Source organism: Hyalangium minutum (assembly GCF_000737315.1).
GTDB classification, from domain to species: Bacteria; Myxococcota; Myxococcia; order Myxococcales; family Myxococcaceae; genus Hyalangium; species Hyalangium minutum.
Genome location: NZ_JMCB01000020.1, coordinates 152,572 through 178,657, shown reverse-complemented (window position 1 = coordinate 178,657; position 26,086 = coordinate 152,572). Strand labels below are relative to the sequence as shown.

Here is a 26,086-nt window from a genome sequence, read left to right as displayed (position 1 = left end):
GCTCACGCCTGGGAGGAGCCCGTCACGGCGCGGAGCACGGACATGGGGCCCACGGCGCGCACGTGCTCGAGCTGCTCTCGGTTCTTCACCAGCAAGGAGCCAGCGAAGGCGAGCGCGTTGAGCGAGATGGGGCCGAAGCACTCATGGGTGCGGGGCACCACCATCGTCCAGTCGCGCGTGGCCAGGAGGTTGTAGGGCGTCCCCGGCTGCTCGCAGCCCACCTCGCGCAGCAGGTCCATATAAGTGGAGTGCGCCTGCTCGGGCGTTTGGAGCGGCGGGCCCAGCGCGTGGCGGAACGGCAGCGGGCGTCGGCCGATGACTTCATCCATGGGCGTGCGGCGTCCGTCCGCGGCCAGCGGCACCTGAACGAACTGAAGGTGCTTGTGGGGCTGGCTCGCGCCCGCAACGCGGCCACCGTTATAGAAGGAGAGTGCGTCGACCTCGGCGGTGCAGTGGAGGAGCGCCTCGAAGTCGGCGGCGGTGAGGAGGGAGTCCTGCTCCTCGTAGGCGCGGGTGACGAGCAGCGCGTGGTGGTCGAAGACGTTGAACTTGTTGAGCAGGCACGCGTGGGCGGGCGGCACGAGCGTGACGAAGAGCTCCTCCTCATAAGGAGGGATGAAGGGGTTCTTCGGGGGCTTGCCGTCCGACGGAGGCGGTGCGGCCTTCGCCTTGCGCTCCAGATTGGAGACGACCCGGACGAGGAAGGGGACGCCCTCGTCCTCGATGACCTCCACTTCGGTGCGGATGGGAACAAGGGCACCGCTGGCGAGCGCCCGGGCGGTGCGCTCGACGATGGTGCTCCAGAGGGTTCCCTTCTCGAAGCTGGGAGGACGCTCGGCCATGAGAGTCGTCATCGTGCCACGTCTCTCCCGTAGAACCATGCTGTCAGTGCGAGCCTGGGCGCGTGTGCGGGCAGCACCTCATGGTCCAGCTGCTCGCTGAGGAAGACCACCAGCCGGTCCAGGGTGGGCTCTACGTCCCGCGTCCCGGAGTCCAGGTACAGCCGAAGCTTACCGCCGTGCTCTGGCCGCCAGTCCGGGTTGACGTAGTAAATGGCCGTCACGCGGCGGTTCGACTGGCCGGGGAAGGCGTCCCGGTGGCGCTGGTAGTGCGCTCCGCCGCCTGGGTAGTGAGCGAGCTGCAGATCGAACCGGCCCAGTCCCAGGTACGCCCCCGCGGAGAGCGCCTCTCCCAGCTGCACGAAGGCGTCCCATAGCTCCCCAAGTGCCGTCCCCGGCTGGGGCTGGACCCAGGTGATGAAGTCGCTGCGGACGGAGGTGTCCTCGGTCCGGTCCGCGCCGCGCCGGATGCTGGCGGGCCTCAGGCCACCCGCCCCCACGAGAGCCTGGGCCTCCGCGTGGACCGTGCTCGCCCGCTCCGGCCCCAAGAAGCCATCCCGCATGAAGAAGCCGTGGGTGCCCAGCGCTTCGATTTCGTCGTCCTTGAGCTCCATCTGTTCACCCCGCACCGTGCCTCAGAGGCCACGCGCTGTCAGCCAGGGTAGACTTCCGGACATGAAGCTCGTCCTGCGCATCCTCCTCGTGGCTGGCGCCGTGGCACTCGGGGCGCTGGGGACCTTCTTCTTCCTGCGAGAGCAGGCGCGGACCCTGCCTGACCCACCGGCGCTGGTGCTCCAGATGCGCGAGGTGGCGCGGCTGGAGACGCTGGATGTGGCGCTCTACAAGAAGGTGACCTTCAGCCCGGAGCCCAGGGCGGAGGACGCGCTGTGGAAGGACGTCATCAACTGGGCGTCCTACAAGCTGAACACGCCGCGGGGCCGGGCCATCGTCTTCGCGGATGTGCACCTGGGCTACGACTTCCAGCGCATCGACACCTCGTCGCTGCGGGTGACGGGGACGAAGGTGGACGTGGTGCTGCCTCCGCTGGAGGTGAAGGTGGAGCTGAAGCCTGGGGAGACCGAGGTGATCGACTCCAACCTGGACAGCCAGCAAACGGCGCACCTGCTGGAGCGGGCCCGGTCCGCCTTCGAGTACGAGGTGCGGAATGATCAACGGCTGAGGGACCGCGCGCGCCAGTCCGCGGAGCGCTCCCTGCGCGCCCTCTTCCTCTCGCTGGGCTTCACCGAGGTGCGGATCGTGGACCGGCTAGCGCCCGTCACTCCGGGGTGAGGAACAAGCGCACTGAGACATGTATCACTCTGAGAGGACTGCTTGCCTGCTCTCGCAGTAACTTCTCATCGCGAGAAATGTTGAGTACAAAACAGACATCTCGCTTGGCTTTGCTTGGCCACAGCGAGACCGCATTCCGCAGCCGGCTCAAACGGGAGAAGGGCTCCTCCAAACACATACATCCTCCTCTGATGTGATGCTTTGGCCTTTGGCCTCGAGCACGTAGGAAAGCTGAACCCTGACACACCTGAGACCCGTCTCCGCCGACCGCTCCGCGGCCCGGCATACCCCCGTCTGTCTTTTTTACAGAGCGAAAATGACGAAAGTTTTTATTGGGATTGGACTCCTTCTCATTCTCGGCTTCGTGGCCTGCAGTCCGCAGGACACCCTCTCCGACGAGCTCCCAGGCCTGGGCACAGCCTCCGAGGGGGAGGAACTCACCGTGCAGAACTGCACGCCCCTCACCGCGACCTCGGTGCTCGTCTCTGGCAGTGAAACTGGAAACCCTGCCACCAACACCCTGGATGACCGGCTGGAGACGCGCTGGAGCAATCTCGGCAAGGGTTCCTGGATCGACTACGACCTGGGCTCGGAGAAGACAGTGGCGGGTGCCGCCATCGCGTGGCACCTGGGAACCACGCAGACCAACAAATTCATCCTCCAGACCACGCTCGACGGCATCAACTACACCCAGGTCTACAGCGGGCAGAACAGCGCGACCCTGGCGGCGGAGACCTATACGTTCCCCGCTCGCACCGCGCGTCGGCTGCGCATCACCGTGCTGGGCAACAACCTGAACGAATGGGCCAGCATCGCCGAGGCGCGTCCGTGCGCGGCGCCCCCCTCCACGGAGGTGTGGCGCGGCGACTTCGAGACGGGCAACCTCTCGCAGTGGAGCTCGACGCAGATGGTGAGCGCGGATCGGCTGCAGCTCGTCACGTCGCCGTTGCGGCAAGGCAGCTATGCGCTCAAGGCCACCGTGAAGCAGGGCGACAACCCCATTGGCGCCAGCGGCAACCGCAACGAGATGGTGCGCCTGACGTACGAACCTGAGAACTCCGAGTACTACTACCGCTGGAGCACGATGTTCGCGGCGGACTTCCCCTCCCCGGCCACCTGGCAGCTCTTCACCCAGTGGCACCACACGGGCAGCAGCGGCTCGCCTCCGGTGGAGTTCGCCGTCAACAACGGCAACATCATCCTCTACTGCAGCAGCACCGAGGTGTGGCGCACCCCCTTGGTGCGCAGCACCTGGAATGACTTCGTCTTCCACGTGAAGTGGTCGCCCAACGCGAGCGCCGGCTTCGTGGAGCTCTACCACCAGGGCCAGCTCGTGCTTCCCAAGCGCTCCTGCGCCACCCAGTTCTCCGGACAGGTGAACTACCTGAAGATGGGCCTGTACCGGAACTCGACCATCACTCAGACGGGCGTGGTGTACCACGACAACTTCGTCATGGGCCGGTCACTCTCGGACGTGATGCCGTAGTCCCTCCGCTCACGAAGCCTCGTCGCTCCCGGCCTTGCTCAGCGAGGCCGGGACCGGCTGCTTCACCTCGGCGCACAGCGCCTCCGCCTTCTTCAGCTCCTGCCGCAGCGCCTTGAGGTGGTTGCGGCTCCGCACCAAGGATTCGCGCCCCACCAGCTTGAAGGCCTCCTCGCGCCCCACCTGCTGCACGGCCTCGGCCAGCACGAAACCTCGGAAGCTCTCCGCCAAGTCGATGTCGAGCGGAGCCTGGCGGCGCTGCGCCTCGAGCACGAAGGCTCGCGCGGCCAGGGACAGCGCATCCACCAGCGCGGAGCTCTGCGCCCCGCCCTCGTACGCCAGCGCCTGCCGGATGTGGGCCTCTCGCAGCTCCAGCTCCTGGCTGGCGCCACCCAGCTCCACCATGGCGAGCGTGTAGGCGCGGCGGATGATGTTGTCGAGCTGCCGCAAGTTACCGGGCCAGGGGCTCTGCTCCAGCCGCTGCTCGGCTTCCGAGGCCAGCCGCGCCACCCCCGCAGGGTTCTTCTCCCGGTGGTGCCGCGCCAGCATGTAGCGCGCCCACGGGCCCACCTCGTCCCGGCGCTCGTCCAGCGGAGGCACCCGCACGGGCAGCACGTTGATGCGGTAGTAGAGGTCCTCCCGGAAGGTGCCTCTGCGAACCGCGTCGAGCAGATCCGCGTTGGTGCCCACGATGAAGCGCACGTTGGCCCGCTGCTCGCTCCCCGCATCGCCCAGCGCGCGGTAGGTGCGGTCCTCCAGCACATGCAGCAGCCCCGCCTGCGCCTTGAGCGACAGCTTGTCGATCTCGTCGATGAACAGCGTGCCGCCCTCGGCCCGCGCCAGACAGCCGGGGTTGTCCTTCACCGCGCCCGAGAACGCTCCCTTGCGCCAGCCGAAGAGCTCGGACATCTGAAGCTCCTCGGGGACCGTCATCAAATCAAGGCTCTCGAAGCGGCGCTGCCTGCGGGCGGAGCGCTCGTGGCACCAACGGGCCAGCCGGGACTTGCCAGCGCCCGTGGGACCGCTGACCAGGATCGTCTCATCCTGCTGCGCGAAGATGCGGAGCACCCCGACGAGGTTGGCCATGGACGAGCCCACCACGGGAAGGAACTCGTCCGTCTCCGGGAGCTTCACGGGGCGAGGGGGCAGGGCCGACAGGTAGGGGGCGGCCATGTCCACGATGAGCTGCAGCCGGGGACTCGCCTCTCTCCAGATGAACTCCTGGCCGAGCGCGGCCATGCAGCTGGCCTCCAGCGCGATCATCCCGTCGATGCGCTCGCCCGGCACGCGCAGCGGGAAGACGCAGACGTGGGTGGCCTCACGGCTCAACAGCCGCTGCTGGCTCTCCTGAGTGAAGGCCGTCACCAGGCTGGGCGCGGAGAGGCTCCGTGCGGGCCCCTCGTGGGGCTGCAGCGTCCCCTGGCCCACGTCGATGGAGACCGCGCAGCCGTGCTCCACCACCGCACGCCACGCGGAGGCCGAGGCCAGCAACGACACCCGAGGGCCATCGGCCAGCAGCAGCGAATCCTCGCTCGGAGCGGGGGTGTCCAGCGCCTCGCGCTCCAGCGCCACCAACCGCCGGTAGGACTCCGCGGGCCGCAGGTGCACCATGCCTCGCAGCAGGCGGCCCTTGCCAGCGAAGCGGCTGGCTTGCAGCGCCTGCTCGGCCATCCGCAGCAAGGGATGGAGCGTGGCGAGCGCAGCCTGCTCGAAGTGCCTGGCCGCATGCAGCGCGGACGCCAGGGCCTGGAGTTCCTCGGACATCTCCCCTCCTCAAGGGGTACGGGTTCCTCGAAAACGAATCCCCAGGATGTCACTCCCAGTCCCTCAAGTGTGCGGCAACCTGCTGCGGGGCCCCGCCTGCTGTGGGGCGTCACTCTGGACTCCGCTCCATGCGTTGTCCTGCGTGCGCGAGCGCGCGCAGGACACCCCGGACAAGGTGGCCCGTCAGCGCTTCCTGCGGCAGGTGCCCGAGAACGCCCCCTGGACTTATTTTTCTTGTTTTTATTGATTAACATGGATTTCCATTCTCATTGCAGACCGTTCGCAGCAGAGGAGAGCTCGCCATGAAGAACGCTTTTCAGAGGATGACGCGGGGTGCGCTGGTAGGAGGGCTGTTGCTGATGACGGCCTGCGGCGGAGTCGAGGAGGCGCAGGGAACGGAGGCGCTGGCGCAGGAGAAGAGCGCGCTGGAGACCTGCCGGAGTGACGCGCGCCAGTTCGCGTCCTGTGTCCACGAAATGAACCTGCTGGGGCTGGCCACGTGTCAGGCCAACGAGTACCGCCAGAGCTACAACCTGTTGGGGCAGTGTTCCGCGAGCACCTACCACACCATCACCTGGACCTGCTGCACGCAGCAGTAGGCTCCGAGCAGGAGCCCCCCGGTGAGCGAGCAAGGCTTCCCTCACCCCAGGAAGCGCTGGAGCTGGTAGCCGCCGTCCACATCCCAGACGGCGCCCGTGACGAACCCGCCCTCCTTCTCGTCCAGCAGCGTCAAGGCATGCCGCGCCAGCTCCTCGGCGGGCGCCATGCGCTTGATCAGGCTGTTGGCGAGCGTCCACTGCTCCAGGTGTGGAATCTGCTGAGCCGCCGCACGGAAGGCGGGAGTCTCGATGGCCCCCGGGCACAAGCAGTTCACACGAATCCCCTTCTCCGCGAGCTCGATGGCCCAGGTCAGGGTCAGGTGCTGCATCGCCGCCTTCGTGGCGCCGTAGACGGACATGCCCGGCAGGGGGATGCGCCCCACGGCGGATGAGATCATCAGGATGGCCGCGCCCTTCCGCTGGCTCAGGGGCTTCACGGCCGAGTGGGTGAACGCCACCGCCGAGCGCAGGTTCACGGCGAGCATCGCGTCCACGTCTTCCATGGACAGCTCCGCCACCGTCCCGGGGCGCAGGATGCCCGCGTTGTTCACGAGCAGGTCCAACCCTCCGTGGCGGCTCACGGCAGCCTCGACCGCGCGCTCGGCCGTCTCCGTGCTCGCCACATCTCCCACGAGATACGACGCGTTGGGCCCCAGCTTGCGCGCGGCCTCCGCGAGCACCTCCTCGCGCCGGGCGACCATCACCACCCGCGCGCCCTCCTTGACCAGGCCCGCCGCGATCGCGAACCCAATTCCCTCGCTGGCCCCGGTGATCAAGGCCGACTTTCCTTCGAAGCGCATCCACTCCTCCAGACTTTCAACGCTAGCACGCGGAGCGCCTGGGACCTGTCCGGTCACGCAGCGAGGAGAAAGGGCGGGCTACACCTTGATCTTCACCTCTTCGTAGTCGTCGGGATTCACCCCGGGGATGTCGCGCAGGTCGCGGTGAGCGGGGGTGCCAATCCACGCGCCGTCCGAGCGGCGGCGGAAGTAACGGTCGTAGCCGTCGGCCACCTGATAGGTGTTGCCCTCTCTGTCCATCACGGTGCGCTCCTCGGTGATGGCGTTGATGGAGCGGCGGTGCGAGTCATCGGAGCTGTGGCTGTGCATGTAGGCGGAGTGGGCCGCGGACTGTGCCGCCTGCTGGCTCTGCCAGGCGGCGTTGTGCGCATCGTGGCTCGCGTGGAGCGAGTCCATATGGGCCTGGTGGCTCGCCGCCATGCCCCGCAGGGCCGACATGTTCTGCTGGTGTTGGGACTGAAGGAAGGCGGTGTTCTGGTTGATCATCGCCATGGTGGCCTGGTGCTGCGCCGCTGACCGCGCGCGCTCCTCCTGCAGGCGCCGGATGACGGCCGGGTTCGTCCGCCGCGAGGCCAGCATCTCCAGCAGCGCCGGGGCAAAGGCCTCGGCCTGTCCCACCGTGGAGACGCCGTACACTTCGGCGAACCAGATTGGCCCAAAGTTCGTACAGGCGCCAAAGAGGAGTGCCTGCACCCGGCGAGGACCCTCATCGAACGAGAAGGTGAACCGGCCCGCTGTGATTCCCACCTGCGCGCCCGTGCGCTGGGCCGACTGCAGCAGCAGCTGGAACAGCTCCGGCGACGGCGCCATCGAGCCCATCTTGAAGCCGGGCAGTCCGCCAAAGCGCTGCTGCGCATAGAAGGGCAGGAAGTGCTCGATGGAGATGTACGGCCGGACCACCACTCCCGGAGGTGGGCTGAACACCACCGCGGCGGGATCCATGAACTGGGGAATCGTCGGATCGCCCAAGAACAGCGACGTCTCTCCGTCCGGACTCTCGGTCTTCACGAGCTGCACGGGGATGGTCCCGTTGCTCTGAACCCAGGCCCGGCTCCGCCAGCCTCGCGGCACGGAGACGGTGAAGTTCTGCTCGGCGTCAGGGACGGTCTCCCACGCGTTGGGAGCGGCGGAGGGCGGTAACAGACGCTCATGCATGGGGCGGCTCCTTTGTCTTTCCCGAGTGTAACCCACCGCCGCGGCCTCTGAGCCCCGCTCAGAGCTTGGTCAGTCCCTCAGCAGAGAGGCGAAACACGCCGGGGATGCCGTCCGGGGCGTGTCCCAGCTTCGAGAGCGCCTCACACTCGGCTGCGTCCGACTCGCGGCAGAGGAGCGCGAATTCCCGCCAGCCGAGATTCACACGAAGAGCCCCCTCCCCTGCTTGGAGCGCCAGACGCCGCCGCTGCTCCGAGGTGAGCAGTCGCGCCGCGTCATGCCCGTCTCCCTCCGCCACGGCCCAGAGTCCGCTGAACGTCTCCGCCAGCCGCACCACGCCCCGGTCCACCACCACCGGACGCACGGGGGCAGGGCTCGCCTCCAGGTGGCTCCACGCGGCGCTGTCCGCCGCCTCCACCGTCAGCCCCATGGCCTTCAAGGCCGACTCGGGCAGGTAGCGCACGTACTCCGGATCCTCCAGCACGTAGAACACCTCGAGCCCCGCGGGCCCCGCGCGGTGCAGCGAGCCCACCGCCTGGGCCTCGAAGCCGCTGGGCCGGAGCACGGGGCGCAGCCGGCGCAACAGGGGCGTGGCGTCCTCTCCCAGCTCCGTGCGCATGCCGCCGATCTGCGCGGCCAGCTTCTCCACGTACTCCGTCAGCCCGCGCTTCCCCCCCTGATAGGCCGAGTAGAGCGAGGCCACATTCACCCGCGCCACCTCGCCCGAGGACAGCTTCACCAGCACATCCCGTCCCTGCAGGCGGAACTGGAGGCCCGCCCTGCGCAGGGCCGCGGCCAGCGCCGCGTTGAACTCCGGGCGCAGCACCTGCTCCTCGACGGGCGCGTGCGAGGGCAGCTCCACCGCCTCCAGCTCTTCCTTCAGGAGCCGCGCCTCCGGATCAAACGGATCCCGCTCCAGCACGTCCGTCACGTACTGCTGTGCGCGGCCCTTCTCGCCCCGGCGCAGTGCGAGCACCGCCAGCACTTTCACTGCCTCGGGGTCTCCCGGGCTGAGAACCAGCGCCTCGCGCAGCACCTCCTCTGCGTCTCCGTGCCGCTCCAGCCCAAGCAGCGCCCGCGCCAGCCCCAGCCGCACCTGCAAGTCTTGAGGGAAGTCCCGCCGCAGCCGCTCCATCAGGGGCAGCGCCTCGCGCTCGGCCCCTGCGTTGACGAGCGCGTGCGCCACCGCCAGCCACAGCGTGGGGCCCTCACTGCCCGCGGCTACGTCGCGCAGCGCGGTCAGCTCCGCGTCACTCAAGACCTCGCCCGCCTCCACCTTGCGGCGAATGCTCTCCAGGTTGGCGCTCACGGCACGACTCTAATGGGTCAACGGGCCCTCCCCAACCTTCTCCCCACCGGACGCCGGAGCAGACGGCTCGGAGGGGGTGGCGGGCGTCTCCGACTGAGAGAGGAACTCGTCCAGCGCGCCCACGTCGATCGGCTTCCGGAACACCGCGTCCACGAGCGCCAGCGTGGCGCGGCTCTGCCCCCGGACGTCCATGCCGGTGACGATGGCCAGCAGGGCCTGCGGCGTCCGCTGGCGCAGCTCCTTCGCGAGCTCCCAGCCGGTCTTGTCTGGCATCAGCGCGTCCAGCAGGGCCGCGTCGTAGCGGCGGCGCTCCCACAGCTGCAGCGCCACCTCCGCGCTCTGGGCCACCTGCACGTCATAGCCCTCGTCCCCGAGCACCTCCGCCAGCATCCGCGCGTTGTCCATGTCGTCGTCCACCACCAGCACGCGGCGCGTCTGCTGGAAGCGGCGTGGCCCCGTCGTCACCGCCTCGGGACGGGGCTCCTGCTCATGCGCGGCCTTCGCGCGAGGCAGCCGCACCACGAAGGCGCCGCCCGTCCCGCTCTGCGAATTCTCCACCGTCAGTTCACCGCCCCAGCGCTGCACCTGGGCCCGCACCACCGCCAGCTGCAAGGCCACCTGAGGCGCCCCCGCCTCCCGGTTGAGCGGATCGAACAACCTCGACAGCTCCTCCACCGCATAGGGCGGGCCCTCGTCCTGGATGCGCAAGGTGACGCGATCCGTGCCCTCCGCCTGCGTGGTGAGATCCAACCGGCCACCCTGCTGCATCCGGTCCCGGGCCGCCAGCAGCAGGCTCACCACCAGCTCGCGCAGGAAGCCGGTATCGGCATGCACCATGCCCGGATCTCCCAGGTGCAGATCCACCGCCACCGGATGCCCTCCCCGCTCCAGTTCGCCGCGCACCAACTCCAGCGCCTCGCGCACCACCGCATCGAGGGGCACGTCCTTCAGCACCTCCTCGGTGCGCTGCACGTTGAACTCCTGCAGCCGCCCCACCAGCTCGCCAATCTGCCCCACCGTCCGGTCCAGCGCGTCCAGGTGCTCGGGCTTGAACTCGCGCCGCAGCAGGGTGATGCGCAGGCGCAGCACGTTGAGGAAGTTGTTGAGCGCGTGCGCCGCCCCGCTGGCCAGCTGCCCCAGCGCCTGCGCCCGGGTGCGCTGCAGCAGCCGCCCCTGCAGCCGCCGCAGCTCGTCTTGCGCGTTCGTCAGCTCCCGCGTCTTCGTGGCCGCCTCGGTGCGATCCGTGAGCGTCTGGATGACGCCGGCCAGCTCGCCGCCCTCCTCCCAGATGGGCGTGGCGCTCATCTCCAGCCAGGCCTCTCCGCCTCCGGGCCGCTCCACCACCATCATCACTCCACGCACCGGCCCGCGCTCCTGGAGCGCCCGCATGAAGGGCAGGTCCGTCACCTTGAACGGTTCCCCCGAGGGGTGGTGCGCGCGCACCTGCGCCAGCACCGGCGCCAGCGAGTTCGCCGTGCGCGCCCCCACCACCGAGCGCATGGGCACCCCCATCAGCCTGCTCACCGGCTGAGTGGCGAAGGACACGCTCCCATCCACCTCCGCCAGCAGGATGCCCACATCCATGTGGTAGAGGATGGACTCCATCACCGCCGCCTCGCGGAAACGCACCTCCTCCGTCCTCAGCACGCGCGCATACGAGGCCTGCGCCGAGGCGTTGGCCTCGCCCACCAGCTCGGTGATGAACTCGGCCACCTCCGGCTCCAGCCGGCCCTCGTGGCGGCGGGAGTAGACGCGCAGCAGCACCTCCTCCAGCGCCTTGAACTCGCGCACCAGGTCCTCGGGCTCGAAGCGCTGGTCGTACCGGAAGGCCCCGTGGGCCCGCACCACCTCGGGCCACAGCCGCAGCACCTCATCCGGCCGATCGCTCAGCAGGCGGGCAAGCTCATCGATCAGCCGCCGCAGCGGTGCGCGCAGATCCCGGCCCGGGAGGTCTATCTCGTACAGCTCTTCGCGGAGGCGCTTGGCCCACAGGCGCGTCAAACGCTCGCGCTCCTCCTGGACCAGCTCCGCCAGCGTGTCGATGGTCTCGTTCGGTGTCACGTCAGGACAGCAAGGTGGCCACGGCAGGCGGGCGAGGCCACCCCCGAGCAGGCAGGCAGCCAAGCTACTCCCGGCTGGCGGCACGTTCTCGGCTGGCACCCTTACCTTTCCGGTTAGGAATGCGAGTCAATGGACGGGACAAGAACGGGCTCGAGTCGCTCAACCTCTCGGACGCGGCCATGGCCCAGCTTTACCGGGGGGAGCTCAGCCGCTCGGACAAGTGGCGCACGCGCCTCGACACCACGACGAACTGGGCGCTCACCACCACGGCGGCGGTGATCTCCTTCGGCTTCGCCAACGCCTCCAGCCCCCACGTGACATTCCTGGTGGGCATCTGGATGGTGATCTCCTTCCTCATGGTCGAGGCGCGCCGCTACCGCTACTACGACTTGTGGAACCGGCGCGTCCGCCTGCTCGAGGATGGCTACTGGGCGCCCATGCTGCGCCACGAGCCGGTGGATCCAGACGCCCTGCGCGAGCTGGCCGTGGAGCTGTCACGGCCGCAGATCCACCTGTCGCTGTTCTCCGCCATCTCCACGCGGCTCAACCGCACGTACGGGCCCATCCTCATCGTCCTGCTGCTGAGCTGGTTCGTGAAGGTCTACAGCCACCCGCAGCCGCCGGTCACCTTCCGCGAGTTCGTGGACCGGGCCCACGTCGGCCCGATGCCGGGCAGCGTGATCATGATCATCGTCGCGGTGCTGTCCCTGCTGGCGGCCTACCTCTTCATCTCCTCGTACTTCGTCCGCGCTCCGCTGGGCGAGCTGCGCCCACGCCACAGAACCCGCCGCTATACGCTCTTGGAGTCGTTCTACCGGCCCTATGCCGTGCGCCGGCCCCGCCGCACCCGGCCTGACCAGCCTCCCGCGCCGCCGTCCGGCCGCCCCCCACCCATCATCCCTTCGACCCACTAGGGCTGCTTGTGGTTTCCATCAGTGCGGGCGAGGCGGGGGCCTTTTCCTGCTTTCGAGCCCCGGGCTTTTGTGCCTTGAATCCGGCCCATGGCGAACCGCACGGTTACAATCATCAATGGCGACGGCATCGGCCCCGAGGTCATGGCGGCCACCATCCGGGTTCTCGAGGCGCTCAAGCTGCCCCTCGAGTTCGAGTACAAGGATGCAGGCGCCGAAGTCATTGCGAAGTACGGCACCAATCTGCCCCACGAGACGGTGGAGGCAGTGCTGCGCAGCGGCGTGGCGCTCAAGGGCCCCACGGGCACGGTGGTGGGCGGCGGCATGGCCTCGGCCAACGTGGGCCTGCGCAAGCGCTTGGACTTGTACTCCTCGCTGCGCCCGGTGAAGAGCGTGCCCAACGTGAAGACGCGCTACGAGGACGTGGACCTCGTGGTGGTGCGCGAGAACACCGAGAGCCTCTACGCCGGCCTGGAGCACATCATCGTCCCGGGCGTCGTCGAGTCGCTGAAGATCATCACCGAGAAGGCCTCCACGCGCATTGCCCGCTTCGCCTTCGAGTACGCCAAGAAGCACGGCCGCAAGAAGGTGACCTCCGTTCACAAGGCCAACATCATGAAGCTGTCGGACGGCCTCTTCCTGGACTGCACCCGCAAGGTCGGCCGCGAGTTCCCGGAGATCCAGTACGAAGAGCTCATCATCGACAACTTCTGCATGCAGCTGGTGAAGGACCCCACCCGCTACGACGTGCTGGTGATGGAGAACCTCTACGGCGACATCGTCAGTGACTTGTGCGCGGGCCTGGTGGGCGGCCTGGGTGTGGTGCCGGGTGCCAACATCGGCGAGCGCACCGCGGTGTTCGAAGCCGTCCACGGCACCGCGCCGGACATCGCCGGCAAGGGCATCGCCAACCCCACGGCGCTGATGATGTCCGCGGTGATGATGCTGGACTGGCTGGGCATGAGCCCCGAGGCCAAGCGCATGCAGGCGGCCATCGAGAAGGTCTACACCGAGGCCAAGGTGCGCACGGGCGACATCGGCGGCACCGCCAACACCCGCGAGTTCACGGACGCCATCATCGCCGCGCTGTGAGCGTCGCCTCCCGCGTCCTCCAGCGGCTGTCTCGCGACTGGTTCCTGGGAGGCATGATTGGCGCAGTGGTGCTCGCGGCGCTCTTCCCAGGAGTGGGCCGCACGGGCGGGCCGCTGCACGCGGACAAGCTCGCCAACGCGGGCATCTTCCTCGTCTTCTTCTTCCATGGCGTGGGGCTCTCCGCCGCGCACCTGAAGGCCGGGGTAGCGCGCTGGCGGCTCCACCTGCTGGTGCAGACCTTCACCTTCATCGTGTTCCCGCTGCTGTGGTGGGTGCTCGATAAGGCGGTGGGCCGGTGGCTCCCGGCGGACCTGACGCTGGGCTTCCTCTACCTGTGCGCGGTGCCGTCCACCATCTCCTCCTCGGTGGCAATGACGGCCGTGGCCCGGGGCAATGTGGCGGGCGCCATCTTCAACGCGAGCCTGTCGAGCCTCCTGGGCGTCGTGCTCACGCCCCTGCTCGTGGGCTTGCTGGCGAAGACCACGGGACAGCCGCTCTCGTTCGCGGACGCAGTGCTGAAGCTCGCGGCGCTGTTGGTGCTCCCGCTGGTGCTGGGGCAGCTGGCCCGGCCGCTGGTGGGGGCCTGGTTCGCCCGCTACAAGAAGTACACGAACACCTTTGATCGGCTCGTCATCCTGATGCTGGTGTACGCCTCGTTCTGCGACTCGGTGGAGGCGGGCCTTTTCACCCAGTACGGCGGGGGGTTGCTCGCCACGACGCTCGGGGGCGCGGCGCTCCTGCTCGCGGTGGTGTTGTGGCTAACCACCCGGGCCGCCCGCCTGGCCCACTTCGACAAGGAGGACGAGATCGCCGCCGTCTTCTGTGGCTCGAAGAAGACGCTGGCCTCGGGTGTTCCCATGGCGCGGCTGCTCTTCGGAGCCTACCCAGGGCTGGGACTCATCGTCCTTCCGTTGATGTTCTACCACCAACTCCAGTTGATCGTTTGCTCCGTGCTGGCCGAACGTTATGCAGCCCGCACGAGATGAAACGCGGCGGCAACTCAGACGTCAGGAGTGTTATGCGCAAACTCACCCTGTTGTTTACCCTCGTGGCGGCCACCTTCGGGGCCGCTGCCTTCGCGGAGCCCGCCGTGTCCTTCTTCGATCTCAAACCGAACCGTCTCAACGGCAAGCAGGAGAACCTGTCGGAGTACAAGGGCAAGGTACTCCTGGTGGTGAACACCGCCTCAGAGTGTGGCTACACGCCGCAGTACGCCGGGCTGGAGAAGCTCTCCAAGGAGTACAAGGACAAGGGCGCGGTGGTGCTGGGCTTCCCCTCGAATGACTTCGGCGGCCAGGAACCGGGCACCTCGCAGGAGATCGCCAAGTTCTGCGAGCTGCGCTTCAAGGTCACCTTCCCCATGTTCGAGAAGGTGAAGACGAAGGGCGAGGGCCAGTCGCCCGTGTACGAGTTCCTCGCGCGCAAGCACGGCGCGCCCAAGTGGAACTTCCACAAGTACGTGGTAGGCAAGGACGGCCAGGTGAAGGCCGCCTTCGCCAGCAGTGTGGAGCCCGACAGCGCCGAGCTGAAGAAGGCGCTCGACGCGGCTCTGGCGGAGTAGAACCGGGGCTCCGAGCCCCCGAGGTGACACCGATGAGAGCCGTGGTCTTCGAGCATGATGAGGATGCAGGCCTTGCCCACCTGGGCCCGGCGCTGCAGCAGGCCGGGTTCACCCTCGTCAGGCGGTTCCGGACGACCAAGCGCGAGGACGTGGACGCCGAGCTCGTGGTCGTCATGGGCGGCCACATGGGCGTCTACGAGGCGGATCAGCACCCCTTCCTCAAGGAGGAGATCGCCCTGCTCTCCGAGCGGCTCGCCAACGAGCGTCCGTGCCTGGGCATCTGCCTGGGCGCTCAGATGCTCGCGGCCGCCGCGGGCGCGGAGGTGTTCCTCGGCAAGAACGGCCTGGAGGCGGGCGCCCTCCCCGTGCGGTGGACCCAGGAGGGGATGAAGGATCCGGTCATCGCAGGCGTGAAGCCGCGCACCGTCATGGCGCACTGGCACCAGGACACCTTCAAGGCCGTGCCTGGCGCCACGCTCCTGGCCTCCACGGACCGCTACACGCAGCAGGCGTTCCGGCTGGGCAAGTCCTATGGCTTCCAGTTCCACATGGAGCTGGGCGCCGAGGACCTGGACCGCTGGCTGACGCAGTGGAAAGACACGCTCGCCAAGCACGGCAAGACCCCGGAGGAGCTGCGCACCCAGGTCCCCAAGCTCAAGGCCGCCCAGGCCGAGCTCACCGAGCTGCAGCACCGCCTCGCCCACCACTTCGCCAAGGCGGTTCGCTGAGAGGAGAGCCTCGTGAGCACTGTGTGGCTGGGCACGCTGGGGCTGGGGCTCTCATTGATGACGGCGGCCCCGCCTCCGCGCGTGCAGCTGTCCAAGGCGGTCTGCAACCCGCACGGGACCTGCATCACCTTGAAGGAAGAGGGACGGACCGAGGATGGCCTCCTCCTCCTTCGCCTGGACGAGAAGCTGCCGGCACGGCTCCCGGAGAAGAAGGCCTTCAGCTTGTGGTTCGCCTGGCCCCGGGATGCCGAGCAGCAGCGCCGGTTCCCTTCTCTCCAGACGCCCTTCCAGACGGCGATGACGACGCCGGAGGGCCACCTTGAGCTCTTCATCCCAGGCGAGGTTCTGGTGCGCCGGACGCCGGGCGAGCCTCCCGCGTTTCTCGTCCATGTCTCCTTCGACCCGGCCACCACGGGCGCCCCAACGGCCCAGGTGCACGAACTGATCGTGGCGGCTGTGGAGCACAAGCTGCTCGACGACGAGCAGAAGAAGCAGCTCGAGCAGAGGCAAAAGGTCTTCGAGGCCAGGCGAGGGGCCTTGCTGGCCGCGATGAAGGACTTCATGGCCCGTCCCTCGGGCCAGAAGGAGCGAAGCCAGTTCCTCTTCTTCCTGGCCACAGTGCCGGTCAGTCCGTTCGCGGACCCGGAGGCTCCCGCGCTCGCGCCCGAGACGTTCCTTACCGGTGCCCAGCGCACCGCGCTGCGCAAGGAGGGCTATGAGGTGGTGGGCAAGCCCTTGCTGAAGTACTCCGATACTTCGGAGCAGGCGTACCAGCTTCAGCTCCAGGGCTACTCGGTGGAGCAGCTCGTGCGCGAGTGGAACGCCGGCCTGCGCGGCCCCGCCGCAGGCATCGAGAACCTGCCTCGCCCGCCCCTGGACTTCGAGCGGGCCCATCGGCTCGACGATGTCACCCTGACTCTCGACGTGCGCAATGACGCGGGGCCCACCCGGATGGAGCAGGTCTTCCAGCGTCTGCTGAAGGTGCCCGGCGTCCGCCGAGGCGCCGGCGAGCCCCTACCGCCCGCGCGCTGAGAACTGGTGTTAGCCGGTAACAGCGCGCCCTGCTGAGGGTTTTGCTTCCGCCCTGCTGCGGGTTCGATTCCCGCCGCCTCCGACCTGAGAAGCCCAGCAGTCTCAATGGGTTGCTGGGCTTTTTCTTGACCCTGGTTTCCTCATGTGTCCTCAGTGCGCCCCTGTGGCGTCTCTAGCATCTTGAATCCGTGGCAGTCGCTCTCAGAGACTCGCTCCACTCTGGGCGGGGCTCACCGACCGCCAGCCGGTGGCGTACCTCGACGCCCTGCCGGCCGACAGGCCTACTGCAGTGCTGATGGTTGCACCGGAGACGCGGCGCCAGACGTTATGGCGAGAACTCCTGCTGCGCTGCAAGACTGGCATTCAGGGCGGCGCAACCGAGCCAAAGCACGGGCGTGGGTACCACTTCATGGCGCAGGTCGGCCCGAACAAGTTTCTGCTCCTCGCCGCCTGGAAACCATTCCTGGAGAGCCTCCAGAGCGCGGCCCTTGCACAGGGCGATCGCGCTTCTGCCGAGGACCTGAATCAGCTCCTGGGGCTGTGCACGCGGGAGGACACGACTGCGTTCCTGCCGCTGCGCCCGGAGGAGTTGTCAGCGGGCATTGGCCGGCGTTTCTGCCAGTTCGCCGCGCTCGTTGATGACGTCTCTGAGGAGGCTATTCGGCTGGGCCTCTGTCCCTTGAGGGGACAAGCGGTGCTGGCAGCACGTACTACTGGCGCAAGGTGCGGCTTGCCGGGCACGACTTCTATCTCATGCTCAGCCCGTGGCGGTGGCACACTCTCGCCGAGACTCCCCTCTGGCTTCAGTTTCCCGCTGACGAGGCGTGCTGGCCAGCACTGCTGCACTCCCTGCAGCGTCTTGCGTTGGAGGCACCTCCGATGCTCCTGCGAGATCCAAGCTACCGGGATACCCCTGTCATCCCCCTCTACCCCAGGGTGGAGGTTGAGCATCGTGAGGTCATCCAGGGACTCGTGGATCAACTCCGCCTCATCCAAGGCCTGCTCTCCGGAACGACGTCCTGATTGAGAAACGCTGCCTCGGTTCAGTTCCAAGTCCGAGGCAGGCCCTGGATTGACGTGCATGTCATGACCGCCCTGTAATCTCGGGTCGTGCTCCCAGCACGCGAGGGCCATGGCCAGGAGGCACTACATGCCACGCTGGGCGGTTCTGCTGCTAGTCCCGTTCCTCGCAGGGTGCAGCACAACAAAGGTCGTCCGCTTGGACACGGACCAGGGCGAGCCCATCGTCCACACTCCGCGTCGCGACGTAGAACCGGTGGTGGTGAACGAGAAGGAGTTCAGGAAGGCCGTCGCACAACAGGCCTTCTCTGTGCCTGTAGTGGAGTGGCCTTTGGAGCACGCCCGGCAGTTGTTCGGAGTGCCCGAGCGAAGTGGCTGGTACAGGTACGAAAGCAGGGGCCGACGGCTCCTTGCCTTGGAGCCGGGCAGTCACCAGAACCTGCGCCTGTTGCCCGAGGACGAGGAACTCAAACGCTGCTACCTGGAGTGGTGTGAGCGGACGTGGGGCCCCGGGGATTGCCTGCGCCTGTTGGTGGACAAGCCCTTCCTGGATGGAGATGCCAAGTACGCGCTGGCCATGGCGATTGCTCACAGCAAAGTGCTGGGGGCCATGAAGGAGGAACTCGCCCGGATGGTGAGCCCCCAGGCGGTGGTGGCCACAGTCGTCAGTGGCCTGACCATGTACGCGATCTTGCTCGCGCTCCCCGAGCCGGTGAGCAAAGGGGTGGCTGCGCTGCTGACGGTGGGGGCCATGGCGTACTTGGGCTGGGACACGGTGTGGCGCCTCATTGATGGGTGGCTAGTGCTGATGAAAGAAGTGGATCAGGCCACCACCTTTGCTGGCATCTCCGCGTCCGGAGAGAAGTTCGGCGACACGATGGGAGAGAAGGCGGCCCGAACCTTCGTGATGCTGGGCACGGTGGCGTTGGGGAACACGGCTTCGGGGATGGCGGCGGCACTGCCCAGTTTGCCGGGAGCCAGGCAGGCTGCGGTGGTGGCCGAGACGCAGTTGGGAATCCGCTTCACGGCTCCAGCGCTGGCGCAGGTGGAGTCGGTCGCCATTACTGCCGAGGGCGTCACCATCGCACTGGCTCCCAATGCAGTCGCCATGGCGGCGCGTGACATCTCGGGCGGCAAGGCTGGCGCGCAGGCTGCGCCTCCCAGTTCCGGTGGCCCGGGGGAATGGGTCCAGGTAGACGAGTACATGTCCGAGAGCGCCCGGACCTATCAAGCCCAAAGGACGGGGGCTCCCCCGGGCTATGCGTACCGCGTCCAGGTGGGTGACAAGGAGGTGGACTTCGATGGCTTCGACCAGGGGGTGTTGCTTGAGGTCAAGGCCACCGGCTACGCGCAGTGGATCACCAAGAAGCTAGACTTCCTGCCGAACTTCAAGGGCAGCCTCAAACTCCTGGAGCAGGCGAAGAGCCAGTTCAGAGTCGCCAATGGAACGCCCATCCGGTGGATTGTCGCTGAGGAGAAACTCGCGGGTGCACTCAGGAAGCTGTTCAAGGCAAACGGTCTCGAGGACATCGAGGTCGTCCATGTTTCCCCTACCCCGACTCCGTGAGGAGTAGCCGCTCGATGACAGAGACATACTACGCTGGCAGCTACTGGCTTGCCCGGTCCGAACCCAGTGGGGCATGTGCACGCCGCGCGGAGCATTTCTTCCACCTCCTGGGTCGCTGCGACCCAGCGTGGACCCGCTGGTATGAGACAGCAGACTCCTTTGAGGAGGCGCGCAAACTCCAATTCACGACAGACGCCACGAGGTTCCAGAAGCTGTTCGCGGAGGCAGAGAAGCGAAACGATGATGACTTCTCTTTCTGGCTGTGGACGGGCGACACCCAGGAGGAGGCGTCCAGCGTTAACGGGGCGTGCGGTTCAGCTGACCCCCGGCTCCCATCTAACTGCGTGCTCAAGCCTTACGATGAGGGGCTCATAGGGGAGCGGGTGCTGACTGCGCCCGTGATGACCGAGGTGTTGCGCGCTATGGCTCTAGCCTGGGATCCGGAGTGGGGTGTGGCCACATCCGAGGCGCACCGGGACAGCGTGACGGACAAAGCGAAGCCGGGCACCTTCGTAGGCTGGGCGATGTACTTCTCGCGGCTGCGTGGCAAAGTGCCTCCACTGCCTGCCCCCGTGCGTATCGAGCCCGTCGAGGACAAGGGAACCCTTGTCATCCTCACCCCCGAGCGGTTCACTGCTTCCAACCCGGAGCACGTCGCGCTGGCCGCTCACGTCCACGAACTGCTGGACCGGGCCGAGTTGCTGCGGCCGTTGCAGCCCTGGCCAGCAGGGTGACTGCATGGCCATAGTGGGGGCCTCCGTCATGTTGCACGTATGTCGCAGGAGCCTGCGGAATGTGCTGGGACAGGGCGGGACGACACGTGACGCGGCGGGATAACGACTCCAGGTCATTCCAGGCGGTTGCGAGGAAAGGGCGCGATTCTGCTAGAGGTTGCGCACCGCCCGGCGCGGGTTCGATTCCCGCCGCCTCCCTTCCGAGCATGGGCAGCCGCCTTGAGGGACTTCAGTCCCTTTCTGGGCCCGGTCCCCACTCCTCTCACGACCACCTGGAACGCTCGCGCCGCACCCACCGGCTTCACCTCGCCGCGCTCCAGCACCCGCAGCAGTTGGGCCTGCTGCTCCAGCGACAGTTCCACCACCTCGTCCAGGAATATCGCGGTGAGCCATGAAGGGCGGACACCTGGGTGAGAACCCCAAGCGGCCACAGTTCCCCCGCAGGCGGCCACAGCTGACTGGTCAGCTGTCTGCAACGGGATGGCGGCCACAGCTGACCGGTCAGCTGTCCGCAACGGCTACACCTCGCCCAGGGCGCGACGGGCCTAGTCCACGATCGCGGACTGTCTCCGTCGTATGCGGCGAATCCTCACGCCTGTCATTTCAGCCAGTTGGCCGTTCGTCGAGCCTCACGCCTCTCCACCGCCTCTGTGTAACGTCTCGGTCTTCCTGCGCTTTTTGGACGACAGTCTCCCAACGCGGACGATTCGTCCGCGATCGCGGACTGTGCTCAGGAGATCCGCGAGGCGGGCAAGCGCTTCGGGAAGATCCTCGGGCGAGAGGCCGCGCGCGTTGGCCATGCTGCTGGTGGCGGCCATTGGCTCCCCGGCGCAACTGTTCGCGGCGAAGGTGCCGACGCTGCCCGGCTCGGCACAGGTGGCCACACAGGCCGAGGGGCAGGCAGGTTTCTCGTTTGTGGGCCCCCAGTTCGTCCCAGCGGAGCGCCCCCGCGCGTCGGGCAGTACCCGCCCGATCAAGGACGCCTGAGTTCCCGCCTCAGGAGTAGCGCCGGGAGAGCTGTTGCTTCAAGAAGCGCAAGGCTCCGCGCATGTCCGAGGAGTTCGGGCGTTCCTGTGCGTTGGAGACGGCCGCCACGCGCCGCCGTGCTGAAGCCAGGGACTGACCTGCCTCTTCACTTCCCACCGGGGCCTCGTCCGCCAGCGCCAGCTCCGCCGCCGCGCGCAGCAGCGTGATGAGCGGGCGCAGGACCGGATCGGTGCGGACCTGTGGCTCATCCTCCAGCGCGTCGAAGCTCGACAGCGCGGCCGGGAGATCTCCCAGCACAGCCTCCACCGCGGCTCGATGCGCGGCGAAGCGGAGCGCGTGCCACCGGGCCACCTCCTCCAGCGCGGAGACGGCCTCCGCCAGCCAGTGCCTCGCCTCCGCCAGCTCTCCCAACGCCATCTCCGTGCGGCCCAGCTCGCCCATGGCCAGGCCTTCCAAGAGACGCGCGCCGAGCTGGCGTCCCAGGCGCATGGCGGCCGTGAGGTGTTCGCGCGCCTCCAGGGCCCGTCCGCCTTCGAGCAGCAGGCAGCCCAGGTGCAGCCGCGCCAGCGTGTGGCCTCCACGGTCTCCCACGCTGGCGGCGCGGGTCATCGCATCGGACACGTGCTCCACCGCCTCATCCACGAGTCCCAGCTCCCCGAGCGCCACGGCGCAGTGGGTGGTGAAGCCCACTTCAGAAGCCACATCCCCCACGGTCTGGAACAGCTCCTGGGCCGCGAGGAGGTGAGGCAGCGCGGACTCCGCGCCCGTGCGAGCCTGCTCGAGCAGGCCGAGGTTGCCGCGCGTGTACGCCTCCAGCCACCCGTCCTCTCCCGAGGACAGCTGCTGGGCCTGCTGGATGCACTGCCACGCCGCCTCCAGGTCTCCCTGTTGGCGCGCCACGATGGACAGCTCCACCAGCCCTCGCTTCTGTCCCGCCACGTCTCCACTGATACCCAACGCCGCGCAGGCGCGCTCCAGATCCTCTCGCGCGGGCTCGAGGTGTCCCGCCTCCAGGTGGACGCGGCCCCGGACCGCGAGGATCTCCGCCGAAAGCGTGGCAGTCCCCGCGAAGGCACCGGCCAGCTCGTGGGCCCGATCGAGCCGCGTCAGCAGCAGGCTGAGCGCGCCACGCGTCACGAAGTCGGGCTCCAGCGCCTCCAGTGTCGCCAGCGCCAGCTTCAAGGAGCGTGGAGTTGCCGCAGTTCCCGAGAGCGCCTCATCGCAGGCAGCCAACAGGTTCTCCCGCTCGAGCGCCAGCCGCCGCAGCGCCCCCGCCCCTCTGACTCCCCGCACTTGCTGCCTCAACCCTTGCGCGAGCCCGAGGTACCACTGTGAGTGCCTCGCCAACACCGACGCCTCGCTGCCCTGCTCGTGGAGCCGGTCCGCGGCGTACTGCCGGATGCTCTCGTACATGCCGAGGCGCGGCTCGCCGCACGCGTCCTCCGCCTCCACCGCGCGCAGCAGCGAGCGGTCCCGCAGCGACTGGAGCACCTGCCGGACGCTCGCGCCGCTCTCAGGCACCACCACCACCGCCTCCGCTGCCTCCTGCGTGAAGCCGCCCCGGAACACCGAGCACTGGACGAGCGCGATCCGCTCCTCCGGCGACAGCAGGTTCCAGGACCAGTCAATCGCGCCGCGCAGCGTGGCCTGCCGCTCCGAGGTCCCCCGCCGTCCGGTGCGCAGCAGCTCGAAGCGCCGCGACAGCCGCTCCCGGAGCTGGCTCACGCCCAGCACGCCCGTGCGCGCCGCCGCCAGCTCGATGGCCAGGGCAACCCCGTCCAGCCGCCGGACGATGTCCACCACGTGCGGCGCCTCCTTGGCCGTCAGCTCGAAGCGCCCGCGGACCTCCCGGGCCCGCTGCACGAAGAGGCGCACTGCCTCCGAGCGCGCAACCTCCTCCAGCCGCGTCTCCCCCGCGTCCGGCAGCGACAGCGAGGCCAGCTCCAGCAGACGCTCCTCGGGCAGCGCCAGCACCTCGCGCGAGGTGACCAGGAAGCGCGCCCGGGGTGCCAGCGCGAGCCAGCGCTCCACCAGCCGCGCTCCAGGGCTCGTGGCCTGCTCCAGGTTGTCGAGGATGATCAGCACATCCCCGTAGCCGTTCAGCGCGGTCCCCAGTTGCTCCACGGGATCCGCCGCCTCCCGCTCCCGCGACAAGGTGACACCGAGCGCCTGGCACACGGCGTGGCAGAGCCCGTCCTCGGTCCTCGCCTCGGCCAGCTCGCACAGCCACACCCCGCCCTCCCAGGTGCAGGCCTCCAGCTCCAAGCCACCGAAGTGGGTGGCGAGCCGGGTCTTTCCCATGCCTCCCGGTCCCAGCAAGGTGACGAGCCGCTGGCCCTCGCCGAACCACTGCCGCAGCGTCTCCAGTTCGGTGCTCCGGCCAATGAGGTCCGGCTGCACTGCGGGCACATTGCCCTGCCGCTCGCGGGCCGCCAGCAACACCCCAAACCTGCGATCCACCAGCGAGGTGGGGAGCACCTCCACCAACGCGAGCGGACTATCGAGCCCTCGCAGCCGGAACGTGCCCAGCGGCCGGGCAGCCTGGCCCGGAAGCTCCGCCGAGCCCGCCACCTGCGCCCAGGCCGCGCCGCTCACCAGCACTTGGCCCCCATGACCTGCGGCCGCCACGCGCGCCGCCGCATTCACCACGCGGCCGACATAATCCACTCGGCCCGTGCGCCCATCTACGCGGATCTCCGGCTCGCCTACGTGCACGCCCATGCGCACGCGCAAGCCCCGGTGGAGCAGGCCTCGGGGCCCCACCTCCTCGGAGGCCTCGGGCTGGGCCAGGAGCTCCGGGCTCCAGGGCGCCATGAGCAGCGCCTCCTGGGCCACCAGGCACCAGCGCACCGCCTCCCGAGGCGAGGCAAACGCGACCATGAACGCCCCGCCCTGCGTCTTCACCTCGTAGCCGCCACACCGATCCAGCAGGACCCGCAGCACCTGGTCCTGGATCTCGAGCGCGTCCCCCATCGCCTCGGGGCACCGCTCCCAGAGCCGCGCGGCCGCAGGAACATCGGTGAAGACCAGGGCCACTGTGCCCGTAGGAGGCTCGGCATTCAGGAGGGTGTTCGCCCCTCGTGAAGCCAGTCCCCGCGAAGCCCCTGGCGCTGCCACTTCCTCGCCTGGAAAAAGTTCACCCATCGCCCGCTCCCATCGCTCCAGGGATCAGGCCCAAAGTGCTGCCGGCGGCGCCCTCACGCACCTGCGGGACTCACACCATCGCTTGAAACTGATCACACCTCGTCACACATCGGGCGCCCCCCCGGGTTCCCCAGTCTCAGCCCGCCCTTGGAGCATCCAGCATTCAACGCTACGGTCCCGCCGCGCGCAGGGGGCGAACATGAGCAGGGCCGATGAGTTTGAGCGACAGGGTTACCTCGTGCTGCCGGGCTTCGCCTCGGAGGCCGCGTGCGACGCATTGAAGGCGCGCGCCGAGGCGCTGGTGGCCGCCTTCCAGCCGGAGACGGTCTCCATCTTCACCACGCACGAGCAGACGCGCACGTCGGATGCGTACTTCCTGTCCTCCGGGGACAAGGTGCACTTCTTCTTCGAGGAGAACGCCTTCAAGCCGGACGGCACGCTGCGCCAGGGCAAGGCGCTGTCCATCAACAAGATCGGCCATGCGCTACATGACCTGGATCCCCTCTTCCGCCAGTTCTCGCGGGCGCCCGGGATGGCGGCGCTGGCCACCGAGCTGGGCTTGAAGCAGCCGCTGCTGCTGCAGTCCATGTACATCTTCAAGCAGCCCCACATCGGCGGCGAGGTGAACAGCCACCAGGACTCCACGTTCCTCTACACCGAGCCGCTCACGTGCCTGGGCTTCTGGTTCGCGCTGGAGGACGCCACGGTGGAGAACGGCTGCCTGTGGGCGCTGCCGGGCGGGCACAAGCAGGGCCTGCGCAAGCGCTTCGTGCGCGCGCCGGGCGGAGGCACCGCGTTCCAGGTGCTGGACCCCACGCCCATGCCCGAGGAGGGCTTCGTGCCCCTGGAGGTGAAGAAGGGCACGCTCGTGATGCTCCACGGCCAGCTGCCCCACAAGAGCGGCGCCAACACCTCGCCCAAGAGCCGCCACGCCTACTCGGTGCACTGCATCGACGCCACGGCCACCTACCCGCGCGACAACTGGCTGCAGCGCGCCCCAGACATGCCCGCCCAAGGCTTCTGAGTTCCCTCGCCTCCATGGCCCCTCTCCCGGTCCGCCGTCCCGCGGACAGACTGAAGATCGTCCTCGCCTACTGCATCTGCTTCCTGACCTGGGGCTCGACGTGGGCCGTGGCCAAGATCGGCCTGGAGGACCTGCCGCCGCTGCGCCTCGTGGGCGTCCGCATGCTGGTGGCCGGAGCGGCGCTGCTGCCGTTCGTCCGCTCGCACCTGTCCTTGCTCACGCCCCGCACCCTCGGGAGCCTCGTGGGCGTGGGCACCCTGCAGATCGGCTTTCCCTTCGCGATGATGTTCATCGGGCAGCAGTGGGTGCCCTCGAGCTGGGCCGCGCTGCTCTTCTCCACCTACCCCGTCTGGGTGCTCCTGATGGGGCGCCTGTTGCTCCCGGATCAGCTGCTGACAGGGCCCAAGCTGCTGGCCGCGGCGCTCGGGCTGGCGGGCGTCTTCGCGCTGCAGAACACCCAGCTGAGCGGGCTGAAGCTCTCCAGCCTGGGCGTGGCCGGGGGCCTGCTCATCCTCGGCTCGGCGGGGTTCTGCGCCCTGGCCAACGTGCTCGTGAAGCGGCACATGGGCCATGTCCCGCCGCACCTGCTGGTGTGCGTCCAGACGCTGAGCAGCGGCGTGCCCCTGCTGGCGGCCTCCTTTCTGCTCGAGGGCGGGCTGCCCGTACACTGGACGCCTCGCGCGGTGGCGGCCCTGCTGTGGCTCGCACTGGGGGGTACAGTGGTGACTTACCAGCTCTTCTACTGGCTGCTGCCTCGGCTCTCCCTCTCCTCCGTGGGAGCCATGGCTCTGCTCGACACCTTGGTGGCGGTCGTCGTGGGCGTGGGACTGCTCCAGGAGCCGCTCACCGCCTCACTCATCCTGGGCGGCATGCTCATCCTCTCCGCCGCGGCCCTGGCCAATCTCTCGCCTGCCTCCAAGCTCACTCGCAGTGAAGAGTGAGCACCTTCGTGAGGTCTTGCTGAAGAGGTGTCCGAGAGGACTCCCATT

General features: G+C 68.2%; 22 protein-coding genes and 1 pseudogene. 14 read left to right on the top strand and 9 right to left on the bottom strand.

Annotation, left to right across the window (positions count from 1 at the left end):
- Window positions 1–2: 2 nt before the first annotated feature.
- Together DB31_RS37155 and DB31_RS37150 are read right to left on the bottom strand one after the other, a co-directional pair.
- Window positions 3–854 (bottom strand): ATP adenylyltransferase family protein, encoded by an 852-nt coding sequence (locus DB31_RS37155; protein ID WP_052420548.1) that lies wholly within the window; start codon window positions 852–854, stop codon window positions 3–5.
- On the bottom strand, window positions 851–1,468 hold the full coding sequence (locus DB31_RS37150) for a 2OG-Fe(II) oxygenase (RefSeq protein WP_240487090.1): 618 nt from the start codon (window positions 1,466–1,468) through the stop codon (window positions 851–853). The genes DB31_RS37155 and DB31_RS37150 overlap by 4 nt, the downstream gene beginning before the upstream one ends.
- A 46-nt stretch (window positions 1,469–1,514) precedes the next feature.
- Between DB31_RS37150 and DB31_RS37145 the strand changes: the two genes are divergently transcribed.
- Both DB31_RS37145 and DB31_RS37140 read left to right on the top strand, forming a co-directional pair.
- Window positions 1,515–2,129, top strand: coding sequence for a DUF4230 domain-containing protein (locus DB31_RS37145; protein ID WP_044197054.1), 615 nt, complete (start codon window positions 1,515–1,517; stop codon window positions 2,127–2,129).
- Between the two features lie 316 nt (window positions 2,130–2,445).
- Complete coding sequence (locus tag DB31_RS37140; protein ID WP_044197052.1) at window positions 2,446–3,615, top strand: heparin lyase I family protein; 1,170 nt, start codon at window positions 2,446–2,448, stop codon at window positions 3,613–3,615.
- Window positions 3,616–3,624: 9 nt separating this feature from the next.
- Here DB31_RS37140 and DB31_RS37135 read toward each other — a convergent pair whose 3' ends face one another.
- Window positions 3,625–5,376, bottom strand: coding sequence for a sigma-54-dependent transcriptional regulator (locus DB31_RS37135; RefSeq protein ID WP_044197051.1), 1,752 nt, complete (start codon window positions 5,374–5,376; stop codon window positions 3,625–3,627).
- A 302-nt stretch (window positions 5,377–5,678) separates the two neighbouring features.
- Between DB31_RS37135 and DB31_RS37130 the strand changes: the two genes are divergently transcribed.
- Window positions 5,679–5,975 carry a hypothetical protein gene (locus DB31_RS37130; RefSeq protein ID WP_044197049.1) on the top strand — a complete coding sequence of 99 codons (297 nt, stop codon included), beginning with the start codon at window positions 5,679–5,681 and terminating at the stop codon, window positions 5,973–5,975.
- 41 nt (window positions 5,976–6,016) lie between these two features.
- On the opposite strand, the gene DB31_RS37125 is transcribed toward DB31_RS37130, so the two are convergent.
- The 4 genes from DB31_RS37125 to DB31_RS37110 all read right to left on the bottom strand — a co-directional run bounded on the left by DB31_RS37125 (window position 6,017) and on the right by DB31_RS37110 (window position 11,297).
- A complete protein-coding gene (locus DB31_RS37125; protein WP_044197047.1) occupies window positions 6,017–6,775 on the bottom strand; it encodes an SDR family NAD(P)-dependent oxidoreductase in 759 nt (252 codons plus the stop codon).
- 78 nt (window positions 6,776–6,853) lie between these two features.
- Window positions 6,854–7,930 carry a hypothetical protein gene (locus DB31_RS37120; protein WP_044197044.1) on the bottom strand — a complete coding sequence of 359 codons (1,077 nt, stop codon included), beginning with the start codon at window positions 7,928–7,930 and terminating at the stop codon, window positions 6,854–6,856.
- Between the two features lie 58 nt (window positions 7,931–7,988).
- Entirely contained in the window at window positions 7,989–9,236 is a 1,248-nt protein-coding gene (locus DB31_RS37115) for a tetratricopeptide repeat protein (protein WP_044197043.1), read from the bottom strand.
- A 9-nt stretch (window positions 9,237–9,245) separates the two neighbouring features.
- The gene (locus tag DB31_RS37110; protein ID WP_157232356.1) at window positions 9,246–11,297 is read right to left on the bottom strand and encodes a hybrid sensor histidine kinase/response regulator; all 2,052 of its coding nucleotides are present in this window, start codon (window positions 11,295–11,297) and stop codon (window positions 9,246–9,248) included.
- A gap of 119 nt (window positions 11,298–11,416) precedes the next feature.
- On the opposite strand from DB31_RS37110, the gene DB31_RS37105 reads away from it, so the two are divergent.
- The 8 genes from DB31_RS37105 to DB31_RS37065 all read left to right on the top strand — a co-directional run bounded on the left by DB31_RS37105 (window position 11,417) and on the right by DB31_RS37065 (window position 19,942).
- The gene (locus DB31_RS37105; RefSeq protein WP_044197037.1) at window positions 11,417–12,211 is read left to right on the top strand and encodes a DUF2270 domain-containing protein; all 795 of its coding nucleotides are present in this window, start codon (window positions 11,417–11,419) and stop codon (window positions 12,209–12,211) included.
- Window positions 12,212–12,298: 87 nt separating this feature from the next.
- Complete coding sequence (locus tag DB31_RS37100; RefSeq protein ID WP_044197035.1) at window positions 12,299–13,300, top strand: isocitrate dehydrogenase (NAD(+)); 1,002 nt, start codon at window positions 12,299–12,301, stop codon at window positions 13,298–13,300.
- On the top strand, window positions 13,297–14,286 hold the full coding sequence (locus tag DB31_RS37095) for a bile acid:sodium symporter family protein (protein ID WP_276203679.1): 990 nt from the start codon (window positions 13,297–13,299) through the stop codon (window positions 14,284–14,286). Before DB31_RS37100 ends, DB31_RS37095 begins: the two co-directional genes overlap by 4 nt.
- A 32-nt stretch (window positions 14,287–14,318) precedes the next feature.
- Window positions 14,319–14,861, top strand: coding sequence for a glutathione peroxidase (locus DB31_RS37090; protein ID WP_205628633.1), 543 nt, complete (start codon window positions 14,319–14,321; stop codon window positions 14,859–14,861).
- 32 nt (window positions 14,862–14,893) lie between these two features.
- Complete coding sequence (locus DB31_RS37085; RefSeq protein ID WP_044197033.1) at window positions 14,894–15,589, top strand: glutamine amidotransferase-related protein; 696 nt, start codon at window positions 14,894–14,896, stop codon at window positions 15,587–15,589.
- 12 nt (window positions 15,590–15,601) lie between these two features.
- Entirely contained in the window at window positions 15,602–16,621 is a 1,020-nt protein-coding gene (locus DB31_RS37080; protein ID WP_044197031.1) for a hypothetical protein, read from the top strand.
- Window positions 16,622–17,771: 1,150 nt separating this feature from the next.
- Window positions 17,772–19,208 carry a SitA5 family polymorphic toxin gene (sitA5, locus tag DB31_RS37070; protein WP_044197190.1) on the top strand — a complete coding sequence of 479 codons (1,437 nt, stop codon included), beginning with the start codon at window positions 17,772–17,774 and terminating at the stop codon, window positions 19,206–19,208.
- Between the two features lie 14 nt (window positions 19,209–19,222).
- Window positions 19,223–19,942 (top strand): immunity 52 family protein, encoded by a 720-nt coding sequence (locus DB31_RS37065; protein WP_044197027.1) that lies wholly within the window; start codon window positions 19,223–19,225, stop codon window positions 19,940–19,942.
- A 113-nt stretch (window positions 19,943–20,055) separates the two neighbouring features.
- On the opposite strand, the gene DB31_RS51380 is transcribed toward DB31_RS37065, so the two are convergent.
- Window positions 20,056–20,373: a sigma 54-interacting transcriptional regulator gene (locus tag DB31_RS51380; protein ID WP_276203678.1), complete on the bottom strand. Its 318-nt coding sequence runs from the start codon at window positions 20,371–20,373 to the stop codon at window positions 20,056–20,058.
- 300 nt (window positions 20,374–20,673) lie between these two features.
- Here DB31_RS51380 and DB31_RS51790 point away from each other — a divergent pair.
- Window positions 20,674–20,854: pseudogene (locus tag DB31_RS51790) on the top strand (AHH domain-containing protein); the annotation flags it as partial.
- An 84-nt stretch (window positions 20,855–20,938) separates the two neighbouring features.
- Here the strand turns inward: DB31_RS51790 and DB31_RS37055 are convergent.
- Entirely contained in the window at window positions 20,939–24,073 is a 3,135-nt protein-coding gene (locus DB31_RS37055) for an ATP-binding protein (RefSeq protein WP_044197023.1), read from the bottom strand.
- Window positions 24,074–24,272: 199 nt separating this feature from the next.
- Here DB31_RS37055 and DB31_RS37050 point away from each other — a divergent pair, with 199 nt between their 5' ends.
- Both DB31_RS37050 and DB31_RS37045 read left to right on the top strand, forming a co-directional pair.
- Window positions 24,273–25,097 carry a phytanoyl-CoA dioxygenase family protein gene (locus tag DB31_RS37050; protein WP_044197022.1) on the top strand — a complete coding sequence of 275 codons (825 nt, stop codon included), beginning with the start codon at window positions 24,273–24,275 and terminating at the stop codon, window positions 25,095–25,097.
- Window positions 25,098–25,111: 14 nt separating this feature from the next.
- The gene (locus tag DB31_RS37045) at window positions 25,112–26,038 is read left to right on the top strand and encodes a DMT family transporter (RefSeq protein WP_044197020.1); all 927 of its coding nucleotides are present in this window, start codon (window positions 25,112–25,114) and stop codon (window positions 26,036–26,038) included.
- The last annotated feature ends 48 nt before the right edge of the window (window positions 26,039–26,086 follow it).